Genomic DNA, 13,586 nt, shown 5'->3' with positions numbered 1-13,586 from the left:
CAGATCCTCTCGTCTATTTTTCGGATAAAAAAGGAACGTCAAATCATGAGTAATGGGCAGAAATCAATACAATGGCGATATGCGGATCAAACCATGGCGGATCGGAGCGCGGAAGTCATCCGGACGCTGCTTCAGCACGGCTACGAGGCTTATTGGGTCGGCGGTTGCGTTCGCGATGAGTATATGGGCCGCCGGGTCAGCGATATGGACATCACGACCTCTGCCCGGCCGGAGATTACGGCCTCGCTGTTCCCGAAGGTCATTCCAACCGGCATCCAGCACGGGACGGTAACCGTTCTTGTGGAAGACGATGCCTTTGAGGTGACGACCTTCCGCATTGAAGGCGGATACGAGGACCACCGGCATCCGACGGAGGTGGCTTTTGTCGGAGAGGTCAAAGAAGATCTGAGACGGCGGGATTTTACGATGAATGCGATGGCGATCGGGCTTGACGGAACATGGGTAGATCCGTTCGGCGGGCGGGCGGATATCGACCGGCGCAGGATCCGCTGCGTGGGGGACGCTTCCTTGCGATTCCGGGAAGACGCGCTGCGCATGGTCCGCTGCATTCGGTTCGCTTCGGTATTCGGCTTCTCGATCGCGCCGCGAACATGGATGGGGATCCTGGCGGAAAGAGATACGCTAGGCTTTATCGCCATGGAGCGCATCCGAAGCGAATTCGAAAAAATTATGGCAGGTCCTTCGCCGCTTCGGGGCTTGAGCATGTTCGTCCGCAGCGGGCTTTATTCACGGATGAAAGCACCGTTCGTTTATGCCGGCCATGACGATCGCATGATATCGGCGATCCCGCTCATCGACCCGGCACATGCGCATATCCGTTGGTCGCTCCTCCTGCTGGCTTGCGGCATCCAATCCCCCGCCGCGGACGAGCTGCTGCGGGGGTGGACATTCTCCAACAAGCAGCGGCAGAACATCGTGAGCCTGATGTCCATTCAAGAAGAATGGCTTAAGCTTACCGGGGCCAATCAAGAAGGAATGGATAAGCTTTCATGGGTTCGCCTTGCGCTTACGCATGGGAAGGAATCGGCTGATGGCTGGCTGCTGATGCAGCGGGCGCTCCATCAAGCCGGTGCCCCCGCGATGGCGCAAACTGCGAACAGGCAGCTTGCCGGTTGGCTGGAGGAGATGTCGATCCGGAGTCTGAAGGATTTGGCCGTGACGGGTAATGAGCTCGTACAGGCGCTTGGCAAACGCGGCGGACCATGGCTTGGCGAGCTGCTCGGGCAGCTGCTGCTGCATGCTGCGGCCGGCCAGATTAACAACGATAAGGAATCGTTGATTGATGAAGCAAAGCGGGTGGTAATGAATCATGAAGGATCATGATCAAGAGTATTCCTTGCTCCATATGTTCCAGGAGCATCCCGGTCAGTTCCTGTCGGGAGAAGAAATCAGCCGCAGGCTGTCTATCAGCCGCACGGCGGTATGGAAACAGATCAACAAGCTCCGCAGCCTCGGATATGAGTTCGAAGCCCTTCCGAGGCTCGGCTACCGCATGGTGGACGAGCCCGACGTGCTGGATGAACAGCTGCTGGCAGCCGGGATGAAGAGCTGCTCCTTCGGAAAGCAGATCAAGCTGCTGGACCGAACCGTGTCGACCCAAGAGGATGCACGTGAGCTTGCGGAGGCAGGCGCGCCCGAAGGGACGCTTGTCATCTCGGAGGAGCAGACGGGCGGCCGCGGCCGGATGGGGCGCAAATTCCATTCGCCCCGCGGCAAAGGTATCTGGATGAGCTTGATTCTAAGGCCGAAGCAGCCGCTGCATTTAACCCAGCAGCTGACTTTGCTCACAGGTGTGGCGGTATGCCGCGCCATCGGAAAATCAGCGGGTGTGCAGACACAAATCAAGTGGCCTAACGATATTTTATATCAAGGGAAAAAGGTTTGCGGCATTCTGCTGGAATCCACTGCCGAAGACGGGCGGATCCGTTATTGTGTTGCGGGAATCGGAATCAGCGTAAACCTGAAGGAGACCGATTTTCCGGAGGAGCTGCGAAGCGTGGCAACTTCGGTAAGGATGGCGGGCGGAAACGTCGTCAACCGGACGGAGTTGATTCAAACGATCATGCAGGAGATGGAAGTTCTCTACGAATTATATAATGAGCAGGGTTTTGAGCCTATCGCTTCCGCATGGGAGGCGCTGTCGGGCACGGTCGGGCGCGAAGTCCGGGTGCAGTCGCCGCAAGGCGATTTCACGGGAACGGCTACCGGCTTGAATAAGGACGGCGCGCTGATGGTGCGCAGCGACGCAGGTGAGACGGTTCCGGTATATTCCGGCGAAATTCTTTTTAATACCAGGTAAATCAAACAGGGTGAAAAAAATTTCGGACTTTGTTATACTATAGCCAGAGGCGGTATCGCAATCGATTGCGAGCTGCACTCTTGGCAAGTAGCTTTTGAAATCATGCCTTATTATAGAACACCTTCATAACTGTTATGCCGGTTACGTTGGATTCTGCTCTGAGCCGAAAGGACCGAGACAGAAGGGACGATCGCGAGTGACTCTTTTTTGCCTTTCGGACCTTTTTAGCAAAGCTGTGCTAAAAGGTTTTTTTGTTGTGCTTATACTTTATACGACAGGGAGGCTGTGTCACAATGGCAGGCAAGCAACCATTGAACATTGTTAAGATGAGAAATATGAAGCGGGACGGCAAGCCGATCAGCATGCTGACCGCCTACGACTACCCGTCCGCAAAGCTGGCGGAGGAAGCGGATATTGATATGATCCTGGTCGGGGATTCCCTCGGCAACGTCGTGCTGGGCTACAATTCAACGATTCCGGTTACGCTGGATGACATGGTGTACCATACGCGGTCCGTGGCCCGCGGTGCGGAGTATACGTTCATCGTTGCCGATATGCCGTTTATGACGTATCACGGGGGAATCGACGAAAGCCTGAAAGGCGTGCGCAGACTCATGCAGGAAGGACATGCGCATGCCGTTAAGCTCGAAGGCGGCGCTGAAATCGCCGATACCGTCAAACGGATCGTTCAGTCGGGCGTGCCCGTGCTCGGACACATCGGCCTCACTCCGCAGTCGGTTAATCAGATCGGCGGCTACCGGATTCAAGGCAAGGACGCCGAGGATGCCAAGCGGTTGATGAACGATGCCAAAGCGCTCGAGGCAGCAGGCGCCTTCGCGGTGGTGCTGGAGCTTGTCACGGAAGAGACCGCAGCCGAGATTACGAAAGCATTGGCCATCCCGACCATCGGGATCGGCGCGGGCCGATATTGTGACGGACAAGTGCTTGTGTACCATGATATCTTGAAGTACGCATCCCCGTACCGCGACAAACGCTTTGTCAAAACTTACGCGGACATCGGATCCGTCATCCGAGACGGAATCGCTCAATATGTAAGAGAGGTCAAAGACCGCTCGTTCCCGGCCGAAGAGCATGTATTCAAATCCGAGAATAAACAAGCCTCCGAACCGGCGCTCTACGGCGGCAATAAGGAAAAGGTGGGCACTTCATGAACGTCATTCGCACCATTGCGGAAGCAAGAGCATTTATCCAAGCAAAACAAAACGAAGGAAGCGGTGCCGTCGGACTTGTCCCGACCATGGGTTATCTCCATGAAGGACACGCGAGCCTGATGCGCAAGGCCAGAGAAATGTGCGGAACGGTTGTTGTCAGCATATTCGTCAATCCGATCCAGTTCGGACCGGGTGAGGATTACGAGACCTATCCGAGAGACGAAGCGCGGGACCTGGCCCTGGCGGAAGCAGAAGGGGTGGATGCCGTATTCATCCCGTCCGTGGAGGAAATGTATCCCCAACCAACAAAAACGAAGATAGCCGTAGCGGAGATTACCTCGCTGCTATGCGGCGCTTCGCGTCCGGGGCATTTTGACGGGGTGACCACCGTTGTATCCAAGTTGTTTCATATCGTAAAGCCGGCCTATGCCTTCTTCGGAATGAAGGATGCACAGCAGGTGGCCGTCATCGAGCAGATGGTTCGGGATTTGAATATGGACGTAAGCATTGTCCCATGTCCGATTGTCCGTGAACCCGACGGCCTGGCCCTAAGCTCCCGCAACGTTTATTTGAGCCCGGAAGAGCGGAGACAGGCGCTGGTCTTGTCCGGCTCCCTGAAGGCGGCGAAGGCATTGCTTGAGCAAAGCACCGAGGTGACGGCAGGCGAGATCCGGACGCTGCTTCGTGAGCATATTTCGCAGTCGCCGCTGGCCGATATCGATTACGCCGAGGTGCTCACGTTCCCGGAGCTTGCGCCGATTGCGGATTCCGAGCGTGTCGCGGGGACTGACCATGGAGTCATTATGGCGCTCGCTGTACGGTTCGGCCGTACGCGCCTGATCGATAATGCGTTAATTCAACCGAAAGTGGGGGATTCCCATGTTTAGAACAATGATGAAATCCAAAATTCACCGTGCAACCGTTACGGAAGCGAATTTGAACTACGTGGGCAGCATTACCATCGATGAGAACCTTATGGAAGCGGCGGACCTGCTTGAGAATGAAAAGGTTCAAATCGTGAATAATAATAACGGCGCCCGGCTGGAGACCTATGTCATTAAAGGAGAGCGCGGCAGCGGCGTAATTTGCCTTAATGGAGCTGCTGCACGGCTCGTTCAGCCGGGGGACAACGTCATCATTATTTCTTATGCCATGATGTCCAAAGAGGAGTATGAGAACCACACGCCGACGGTCGTCATCGTTGACGAGAACAATAAGCCCGTTACGACATCATACCGCGAAGTACACGCTGCAATGCTGTAATGACCAAAATGTGTCGGGAGCATAAAGGGATGAAAAGCACCACTTCTACAAAAAATGAGTTCAGGTCGACGCACTGATCTCATTTTTTCGCTAAGGGTGGGATGCACGCTATGTTTCAACATGTATTCGCCGAAATGAACAACATGTTAGATGAAATTGTGAAGCATTACCCTACCGCTAATGGCCCTAAAAAGCAGGCGCTTGTACAAAACTGGAATATGCTGAAAAGCATGAGCGACGGCATTATTGAGGAATGGCTCCGTTTCGAGGAACGGATGGCCGTCTTCCGCGAATCTGCCGTTTCTCCTCCGGTTTTTCCGCCGACCGAGGCGCCTGAGCTGCAGCATGATGCCTTCATCCGGGGACAAGGCTATTACAAGCTGCTGATGTTTGAGCCGGCGATCGCGCAGTTCAAGCTCGCTGCAGCCGTTTATCCGGAAAGTCTCTTGATTAAGCTGTACATTGCACTATCCCAGCTCCACTTGGGGGAGACCTCACAGGCATCCGACGTGCTCATGTCCATCCTGCCGATGGCCGAAGACCGGAAGCTGCGGGCCATTGTGTATAATGCGCTCGGCTGCGTTCAAGCTTTAAACGGATGCCAGGCGGAGGCAGAGGAATGTTTTACGCTTGCGATTCACAGCGACCCGACATTACCCGACCCGATAATCAATTTAGAGGTTTGCAAGAAAAACCGGGGTGATCTGCAGTACGGCAGTCAGTTGATCTCGCTGCTGTAAGCAGCAGATTGAACAAGAAGCGATGCTAAGGCTCAGGGATTGAGCTTTTCAGCATCGCTTTTTGCCGTTTGAACAAGGGATACCGGTTACCTTCAATTACCTTATCAGGGACACGCGGAAACCTGTGATGCGCGAACGAATCCGGAGCATGGGAGCCGGTATTCTGTATGCCGGAATGTTCAAAAGCCGCAACTTCTGGTATGCTGTTAATTAGTCTGGAAGAAAGGGATTTTAACGAAATGAAATTTGCCGTATTGGATTTTGAAACCACGGGCAACCAGTCTGCCGATGAAATTATCCAGGTCGGGCTGGCCATCATCGAAGAGGATCGGGGCATCTCCCGCGTGTACGGCACGTACGTCAATCCCGGGATTCCGATTCCTCCGTTTATTACCGGTCTGACCGGAATTTCCGACAGCGATGTGGCCGATGCGCCATCCTTGGAGGAAATGATGATGGAGCTCGTGCCCATGCTGGACGATGTGGTCCTGGTCGGGCACAACGTGGCTTTCGATTTTAACTTTTTGCAAAACGCGCTGGATCGCTGCGGTTATTTGCCGTTCAGCGGCCGGATTTTAGATACGATGCACTTTTTGAAAATATGCTTCCCCTCACTGCCATCCTATCAGCTCGGCATGGTATCCTCGCATTTCGGCCTCGAGCATGACCGTCCGCACCAGGCGGACAGCGATGCGCTTGCCACAGCGAATGTGCTGCTGAAATGCTTGCAGGAAATCGATGAGCTTCCCCTGCTGACCATACAGCGGCTGAGTGATCTGTTTGCGGAAGAGGACAGCGATTTGGCCTGGTTCTTTGACGGCATCCGCGTGGAGCGGGAGATGCAGGCCGTCCAGGATGGCAGCATTCATACCTACTACCGCCAATTCGCATTAGGCGTTGAGGACTGGACGGATATCGCCCCGGTCCGCGATGAAGCCGAGCCTAATCCGCTGGCAAACATGAGCTTCGAAGAGTATATGGATGAGGTTCGGAGACGCTTGAAGGAAGTGCTTCCGCAATATGAGAGCCGGGATGCGCAGGACATGATGTTCCAGGAAGTGATGCAGGCTCTTGAAGAAGACAAGCATCTGTTGATCGAAGCCGGCACCGGAACGGGCAAATCGCTTGGATACCTGCTTCCGTCCATTTACCAAAGCGTCAAGCAGGAGCAGAAGGTGATGGTCAGCACGCATACGATCAACCTGCAGGAGCAGCTTCGAGACCGGGACATACCTCTGCTTACCCAGGTAGTGCCATTCCCTTTTAAAGCAGCCATTTTTAAGGGAAGAGGTCATTATTTGTGTTTGAGAAAATTTGAACATAAAATAAATAGGAGAGATTTTCATTCGCCGAAGGAGGACGTCATCACGGCGGCCCAGATGCTGGTGTGGCTCACGCAAACCGAAAGCGGCGACGACGAGGAGCTGAATCTCGGCGGCCGCGGGGGCGATTTCTGGGAAACGATCGCCAGCGATTCCGATTCATGCCTTGGACGCAGCTGCCCCTGGTTCCGCAAGTGCTACTACCATCGGGCGAAGCATGAGGCCGGCATTGCGGATGTCGTGATCACGAATCACTCCAAGCTGTTTACCGACGTAAAAGCGAACCACCAGCTGCTTCCGAGCTATGAACGGCTCGTCATCGACGAAGCCCATCACTTGGAGGATGTGGCAGGCAAGCATCTCGGGCTGCAGATGAAATATTTTACGGTGGTTCATACATTGACCCGTCTGTACAAGGACAGCCGAAGCGGGCAGCTCCCTGCGCTGCGGCAGCTGCTGCAGGCTTCTCCGCATGAGAAATCCGGGGAATGGTCGGCGGTCATCGACCGGATCTATCCTGATCTGATCACGGTGAAAGAAACTTGGGACCGCCTCAGCGACCAGCTGTTCGGCCTGCTCCCGGAACGCGGCGACGCTTCGCCGGGAGATGCCGGGCAGTATTCGCTGCGGCTCTCGCCTGCGAAGAAGCCGAAGGATTGGGGAACGCTCGCCGAGCTGGAACAGCAGATTCACGTTACGCTGGGAGATGTCGTGCGCAAGGGAGACAAGCTCGTCGCCGAAATAAAGGAAGAGCTGGACGATTACAGTGCGGACAGCCTGCTGACGGACCTGTCGGGCTTGTTTAAGGATCTGGCTGCGCACCGCGAGGATTTGCGGTCCTTCATGGCTTTGAACGACGAAGGCACCGTGTACTGGATGGAGGCCAACGGCAATTTCCGCAGCAAGTCGCTGCAGCTCTACGCCGTGCCCGTTGATGTCAGCAAGCATTTGAAGGAATTGTTTTTTGACAAGAAGCGGAGCGTGATTCTCACATCGGCGACGCTGTCGGTCGATAAATCGTTTCAATTCATGATCGACAATTTAGGGCTCCAGGAAGCGGCGGACGCAGGAAATCTGAACACGGTTCAGCTGCCCTCCCCGTTCAATTACAGGGAGCAGGCGCTGCTTGTCATTCCGCGGGATTTTCCTAGCGTGAAGGGGTCTGTGGGGGATGCGGTATTTGTAAACACGCTCGTGAAGTCGCTCTCCGAAGCGGCAATAGCGACCCATGGTCGTATGCTCGTCCTGTTTACGTCCTATCGGATGCTCCGCCAGGTGCATGAGCCGCTTAAGGAAGCGCTGGCTGCCAGCGATATTACGGTGCTTGGCCAGGGAATGGATGGAACGAGCCGTACGAAGCTGATTCGCCGGTTCCAGGATAGCAGCGCCTCAGTTCTGCTGGGGACCAGCTCCTTCTGGGAGGGCGTTGACATTCCCGGAGAAGCGCTGACCTGCCTGGCGATTGTCCGGCTGCCGTTCCAGCCGCCCAACCATCCGCTGGTCGAGGCGAAGAGCGAGCTGCTGCAGCAGCAGAAGAAGAATCCGTTCATGAAGCTTTCGGTGCCGCAAGCGGTCATCCGCTTCAAGCAGGGCTTCGGGCGGCTTGTTCGGACTGCCCACGATAAGGGGATCGTGATTGTCTACGATACGCGGGTGATCGAATCATATTATGGAAAATACTTCTTGTATTCCCTGCCCGGACCGAAGATGGAGCATATGCCGACCGAGGGGATCGTCCCTCGTATTGCGCAGTGGCTCCAGGAAAGGGAAAATGAAAAAGAGTGAACCTCGAGGGGAGCAGGGTTATTACATTGGAAGCGATGAACTATCATCCTATTAATAGGGGGAGCATGCATGAAATCGGATAAAATTTCAGAGGCCGTCGTCCGCAGATTGCCAGTCTATTTGCGCTATTTGAATGAGCTTCATAAGCGGGAGGTGTCCACCGTCTCCTCACAGGAGCTTGGGCAGAAGCTCGACCTGAATCCGGCCCAAATCCGTAAGGATTTGGCCTATTTCGGTGATTTCGGCCGGAAGGGCATCGGTTATGATGTCTCCTATCTCATTGAGAAAATCCGCCAAATCCTGAAGCTGGACCAGAAGATCAACGTTGCGCTGGTCGGTGCGGGCAATCTCGGACATGCGCTATCCAACTACAACGCATTTCTGAAGGATAATATGAAGATTGTGGCGATTTTCGACTCGTATCCTCCGAAGATCGGGCTTAAGATCAATAATTTGACGGTGCAGCCGATGGAAGAGCTGGACCAGACGGTCCAGGAATACGGCATTCGAATCGGGATTATTACGGTTCCGGACTTTGAAGCGCAGAACGTAGCCAATCAGCTGATCAATGCCGGAATCGAGGCGATTTTGAATTTTGCCCCGACGATTTTGAAGGCACCGTCCCACATCCGCATTCATACCGCGGATTTTACGACGGATCTGCAAAGCCTGGCTTACTATTTGGACAATGGGAAGGAGGATGCACAGCATGACAACGAAGTGGATGGTTAAGAACGGAACATTTGCCGTGCTTCAGGAAGGACAACCGGTTATCCGCGGGTATATGGTTGTGGAGGACGACCGCATCACGTATCTGGGGGAAGAAGAGCCTCAGGTCGATGCCGAAACCCGGGTGATGGACGGGACGCATCTGTTATTCCTTCCGGGGCTCGTCAACACGCATGGGCATGCAGCCATGTCGCTGCTCCGCGGCTTTGGCGACGATCTGGCGCTGCAAGTTTGGCTGCAGGAGAAGATGTGGCCGATGGAAGCGAAGTTTACGGCAGACGATGTCTATTGGGGCACTTCGCTCTCGGTGCTGGAGATGCTGAAGGGCGGTACGACAACCTTCGTTGACATGTATGACCATATGGATCAGGTAGCGAAGGTTGTCCAAGACTCCGGCATGCGGGGAGTTCTGACGAGAGGCGTCATCGGCTTATGCCCGCCAGAAGTGCAGAAGCAGAAGCTGGATGAAGCGGTTGCTTTTGCGAAAGACTGGCACGGTCAGGCGGAGGGGCGGATCACGACGATGATTTCGCCGCATGCGCCTTACACATGCCCGCCGGACTTTATCGAGAAATTCGTTCAAGCGGCGCATGATTTGAATCTGCCGATCCATACCCACATGTCCGAAACGGCAGCCGAAGTGCAGCAGAATGTGAATGACTATGGACTGCGCCCGGTGGCCCATCTGGAGAAGCTTGGCGTGTTCTCGCGTCCGGCGCTCGTTGCGCATGCGGTGCATTTGACGGATGAAGAGATTGAGATCTTGGCTAAGCATCAGGTGGCGGTATCCCATAACCCGGGCAGCAACCTGAAGCTCGCCAGCGGGGTTGCGCGCGTGCCCGAGCTGTTGAAAGCAGGCGTGACGGTGTCCCTGGGAACCGATGGACCAGCGAGCAATAACAACCTGGACATGTTCGAAGAGATGCGTCTGGCCGCTCTTATCCACAAGGGCGTCAGCGGCGATCCGACAGCCGTTCCGGCAGCCGAAGCGCTTCGAATGGGAACCGAGTATGGAGCGAAATCGGCATTTCTTGATAACGTAGGCAGACTGGCCGTCGGGATGAAGGCCGACATGATCGCGCTGAATACCGATCAAGCGCATTTCCTGCCGCGCACGGATTACATTTCGCATTCGATTTACTCGGCATCCGCCAAGGATGTGGAGCATGTATGGGTTGACGGCAAGCAGGTTGTTAAGCACGGCTCCTGCCTCACGCTGGATGAGGAACGGATCCGCCGTGAAGCCCAGCGTTCATTCGAGCGTCTTTCGACCCTTTAGGGCAGATTAAGGGGAGGATCAGACGGTTTGAAAAAGAGAACAAAGTGGATACTGCTTAGTATATCCGGGCTGCTGCTGGCGCTGCTGTGCGTGCAGCTGTACTATTCCTATGTCATGAAGGACACGTGGAATGAGGAAAGCTTGGCGGTGCAAGCCGCTCGTCAGCATGGCGGCCTGGTGACGAAAGATAAAACCTACAAATCGGTTTGGGGCGAGAACAACAATTATTGGGTCATCACCGGCACGAATCAGAACCAGCAGGAGATCATGGTTTGGGTGAAGTTTACGGATGACAACATGCCTGTAGAGGGCAAGGACGCGGTTCAGGCCGAGCTGCTCGGCAACGGATTGTCCGAAGAGCAGATGCGCGAGCAGATTCGGAAGGAGATGCCGGGTGCTGTGGTCAAGCGACTGCTCCCTGTAATGTACGAAGGCGAGTATACATGGCAGCTCCAATATGAGAATCAGGGCCAATTAGGTTATCGGTTCTATCGCTTCCAGGACGGACAGGCGATCGGAGAGGACATTATTCTTCCAAATCAATAAATCAGCTATACAGAAAGAGGCTTTCTTGTACGCGGTTGTACAAGCAAGCCTCTTTGTTTTGAGTTTGAAAGCGTTGTCTGAAAAAAATGGAAAAACTGTTCTTAATATTTTCACAGGAAGGCATGAAAAAGTATAGATTATATGATATACTCATTGTTGTACTCACAAGGCAAATAATAATCTATTAGTCATAGCATATGTTGTTCTATATAAAGTGATAGATAATTTCTACAAATTATTACTGAAGGAGGCACTTCATGAAACTACGCATTGTCCCTATCATGCTGACGGTTGTCATTTCGGCATTGGTGCTTTTCGGCGGATGGTTTCTATATCAGCGTTTCGCTGTTCAAAGTCCGCTGGCCGATGTCGTTTCCCAATATGAAGGCGTGAAAAGTTCTCATATAGATATTAAACAGGATGCCGTATCTTTGAAACTCGATCTGGCTCCGGACACGAATTTGCAGGACTTGGTTCAGCATATCAAGCGGGAAGGCAAATCCGTAATTGGCAGCCGGGAGCTTAAAATTCAAGTCGAGGACCACTCCTCGAAGGCCTTGGACGAGTGGTGGGAAAAGGCGATGCTGTCCGTTGCGGAAGCTATGGACAACAAGCAGTATACCAACATTCAAACCTCCCTGGATCGGCTGGCAGCCGATACTCCGAATTTGAAGGCGAAAGCGACGATCGACGACAACAATGTTTACATCAGCCTGTCGGATGGAGAGTCCGGTAAATTCATCATCCTGCCGCGTCAGCCCGGCAAAATGGAGGTGTGGAGCCATGCCTAAATGGACAAAAGAAGTAGCGATCGGCTTTGTCCCGGTATTATTGGTGTTCCTGGCTTTTATCGGGGTGAATATCGTGCCGGTCATCATTGCGGTTGCTCTTGTAGGCGGTTTGCTGTTCATCGCAAAGATGCGAGGCGGGATCGCCGTCGGAGCAGGCAATGAGCGCAAACGCAAGAAAGCGGGTCCTTCGAAGCTGACCTTTGAAGAGATCGGCGGGCAGGACAATGCCAAGCAGGAGCTCCGGGAAGCACTTGATTTTCTGATTCGGCATGAAGATATCAAGAAATTCGGCATTCGTCCGCTGAAGGGCATTCTGCTCACCGGTCCTCCGGGGACGGGGAAGACGCTCATGGCCAGAGCGGCCGCCCATTATACCAATTCCGTCTTCGTGGCTGCATCCGGCAGCGAATTCGTTGAAATGTATGTCGGCGTCGGCGCAGGACGCATCCGGGATTTGTTCAAGGATGCCCGCACCCGGGCCGAGAAGGAGAATAAACAGAGCGCGATTATCTTTATCGATGAGATCGACGTCATCGGCGGGAAGCGTGAAGGCGGGCAGCAGCGCGAATATGATCAGACGCTGAACCAGCTGCTGACCGAAATGGACGGGATCTATTCGACCGAAGCGCCGCGTATTCTCGTCATCGCCGCCACGAACCGCAAGGAGATGCTGGATAGCGCCCTGCTTCGTCCGGGAAGATTTGACCGTCATATTCAGGTGGATCTGCCCGATAAGAAGGGACGAGCCCATATTCTGAGACTGCATGCGGCCAACAAACCGCTGCATGAGGATGTGGACCTTGAGAAAATCGCCGAGGAAGCGTACGGCTTCTCGGGCGCCCAGCTGGAAAGCGTCATGAACGAAGCGGCGATTTACACGATGCGCGAGAATGAGCAATTCATTCACCAGCGCCATTTGTCCATGGCCATCGATAAGGTCATGATGGGTGAGCGGTCAGACCGCGAATCCAATATCGAGGAGAAGAAGCGGGTAGCGATCCATGAGCTGGGTCATGCCATTATGGCGGAGCTCGTACGTCCCGGCAGCGTGAAGCAGGTGGCGCTCAGCCCGCGCGGCAAGGCTCTTGGCTATGTGCGTCACAATCCGCAGCAGGAGCAGTATCTCTATACGAAATCGTTCCTGGAAGAGCAGATTATGATCGCGCTTGGCGGAGCTGCCGCGGAAGAAATTTATTACGGCGGACGGAGCACGGGCTCCAGCAATGACTTTGAGCAATCGCTGAACATTGTGGAGACGATGATGAAATCCGGCTTAACCTCACTCGGCATCATCAACATGAATATGGTTACGACCGAGGAATTGATGCGGGAGAATAATATGATCCTAGAAGAGCTCATGTCCCGGACGAAAGGCCTGTTGGAACGGAATCGGGCGATATTCGACAATTCGCTTGACATCCTGATGAAAGAGGAAATCCTGTCCGGTGAGCAGTTTCGTTGTCAATTTCGTGAAAACGCGCTTTTACCAGCATAATTTGTTATGCTGGTTATTTTTTTTTACTTTTTTCTCATGCTAAGATATTATTATATTTTGTGCTCTAAAAATGCATGTTCAAAAAGTCGGTTTTTTAATTTTTTGAACTACTTCTAAAAATGCATTTTTCGACAAATAGGGGTA

General features: G+C 53.8%; 12 protein-coding genes. All 12 read left to right on the top strand.

Translation table 11 applies throughout. The features are described 5' to 3' along the window. Nucleotides 1–45 precede the first annotated feature (45 nt). Nucleotides 46–1,344: a CCA tRNA nucleotidyltransferase gene (locus BBD41_RS03970; protein WP_099476791.1), complete on the top strand. Its 1,299-nt coding sequence runs from the start codon at nucleotides 46–48 to the stop codon at nucleotides 1,342–1,344. Further along, nucleotides 1,331–2,320: a biotin--[acetyl-CoA-carboxylase] ligase gene (locus BBD41_RS03965; protein ID WP_099476790.1), complete on the top strand. Its 990-nt coding sequence runs from the start codon at nucleotides 1,331–1,333 to the stop codon at nucleotides 2,318–2,320. The genes BBD41_RS03970 and BBD41_RS03965 overlap by 14 nt, the downstream gene beginning before the upstream one ends. Before the next feature lie 293 nt (nucleotides 2,321–2,613). Further along, on the top strand, nucleotides 2,614–3,492 hold the full coding sequence (gene panB / locus BBD41_RS03960; protein WP_099476789.1) for a 3-methyl-2-oxobutanoate hydroxymethyltransferase: 879 nt from the start codon (nucleotides 2,614–2,616) through the stop codon (nucleotides 3,490–3,492). Further along, nucleotides 3,489–4,379 (top strand): pantoate--beta-alanine ligase, encoded by an 891-nt coding sequence (gene panC / locus BBD41_RS03955; protein WP_099476788.1) that lies wholly within the window; start codon nucleotides 3,489–3,491, stop codon nucleotides 4,377–4,379. Before panB ends, panC begins: the two co-directional genes overlap by 4 nt. Continuing rightward, nucleotides 4,372–4,755, top strand: a complete 384-nt coding sequence (gene panD, locus BBD41_RS03950; protein WP_028403611.1) for an aspartate 1-decarboxylase — start codon at nucleotides 4,372–4,374, stop codon at nucleotides 4,753–4,755. The genes panC and panD overlap by 8 nt, the downstream gene beginning before the upstream one ends. A 110-nt stretch (nucleotides 4,756–4,865) precedes the next feature. Next, nucleotides 4,866–5,495: a hypothetical protein gene (locus BBD41_RS03945; protein WP_099476787.1), complete on the top strand. Its 630-nt coding sequence runs from the start codon at nucleotides 4,866–4,868 to the stop codon at nucleotides 5,493–5,495. 239 nt (nucleotides 5,496–5,734) lie between these two features. Continuing rightward, nucleotides 5,735–8,602 carry an ATP-dependent DNA helicase DinG gene (gene dinG / locus BBD41_RS03940; protein WP_099480459.1) on the top strand — a complete coding sequence of 956 codons (2,868 nt, stop codon included), beginning with the start codon at nucleotides 5,735–5,737 and terminating at the stop codon, nucleotides 8,600–8,602. Between the two features lie 69 nt (nucleotides 8,603–8,671). After that, entirely contained in the window at nucleotides 8,672–9,334 is a 663-nt protein-coding gene (locus BBD41_RS03935; RefSeq protein WP_077565461.1) for a redox-sensing transcriptional repressor Rex, read from the top strand. Further along, on the top strand, nucleotides 9,312–10,610 hold the full coding sequence (locus BBD41_RS03930) for an amidohydrolase (protein ID WP_077565462.1): 1,299 nt from the start codon (nucleotides 9,312–9,314) through the stop codon (nucleotides 10,608–10,610). Before BBD41_RS03935 ends, BBD41_RS03930 begins: the two co-directional genes overlap by 23 nt. A 27-nt stretch (nucleotides 10,611–10,637) precedes the next feature. After that, complete coding sequence (locus BBD41_RS03925) at nucleotides 10,638–11,156, top strand: cell wall elongation regulator TseB-like domain-containing protein (protein WP_099476786.1); 519 nt, start codon at nucleotides 10,638–10,640, stop codon at nucleotides 11,154–11,156. Nucleotides 11,157–11,413: 257 nt separating this feature from the next. Next, nucleotides 11,414–11,947 (top strand): hypothetical protein, encoded by a 534-nt coding sequence (locus BBD41_RS03920; RefSeq protein ID WP_077565464.1) that lies wholly within the window; start codon nucleotides 11,414–11,416, stop codon nucleotides 11,945–11,947. After that, a complete protein-coding gene (locus tag BBD41_RS03915) occupies nucleotides 11,940–13,442 on the top strand; it encodes an AAA family ATPase (protein ID WP_007129866.1) in 1,503 nt (500 codons plus the stop codon). The genes BBD41_RS03920 and BBD41_RS03915 overlap by 8 nt, the downstream gene beginning before the upstream one ends. The last annotated feature ends 144 nt before the right edge of the window (nucleotides 13,443–13,586 follow it).

This window comes from Paenibacillus ihbetae (genome assembly GCF_002741055.1).
Lineage (GTDB): Bacteria > Bacillota > Bacilli > Paenibacillales > Paenibacillaceae > Paenibacillus_AQ > Paenibacillus_AQ ihbetae.
The sequence above is the reverse complement of the archived record's forward strand: the minus strand, read 5'-3'. Positions and strand labels throughout refer to the sequence as shown.

Bases quoted from the DNA above. Each gene is read 5' to 3' on its own strand.
- BBD41_RS03965 (WP_099476790.1), top strand. From the start codon at position 1,331: ATGAAGGATCATGATCAAGAGTATTCCTTGCTCCATATGTTCCAGGAG.
- BBD41_RS03970 (WP_099476791.1), top strand. From the start codon at position 46: ATGAGTAATGGGCAGAAATCAATACAATGGCGATATGCGGATCAAACC.
- BBD41_RS03935 (WP_077565461.1), top strand. From the start codon at position 8,672: ATGAAATCGGATAAAATTTCAGAGGCCGTCGTCCGCAGATTGCCAGTC.
- panD (WP_028403611.1), top strand. From the start codon at position 4,372: ATGTTTAGAACAATGATGAAATCCAAAATTCACCGTGCAACCGTTACG.
- BBD41_RS03920 (WP_077565464.1), top strand. From the start codon at position 11,414: ATGAAACTACGCATTGTCCCTATCATGCTGACGGTTGTCATTTCGGCA.
- panC (WP_099476788.1), top strand. From the start codon at position 3,489: ATGAACGTCATTCGCACCATTGCGGAAGCAAGAGCATTTATCCAAGCA.
- dinG (WP_099480459.1), top strand. From the start codon at position 5,735: ATGAAATTTGCCGTATTGGATTTTGAAACCACGGGCAACCAGTCTGCC.
- BBD41_RS03945 (WP_099476787.1), top strand. From the start codon at position 4,866: ATGTTTCAACATGTATTCGCCGAAATGAACAACATGTTAGATGAAATT.
- BBD41_RS03930 (WP_077565462.1), top strand. From the start codon at position 9,312: ATGACAACGAAGTGGATGGTTAAGAACGGAACATTTGCCGTGCTTCAG.
- BBD41_RS03915 (WP_007129866.1), top strand. From the start codon at position 11,940: ATGCCTAAATGGACAAAAGAAGTAGCGATCGGCTTTGTCCCGGTATTA.
- panB (WP_099476789.1), top strand. From the start codon at position 2,614: ATGGCAGGCAAGCAACCATTGAACATTGTTAAGATGAGAAATATGAAG.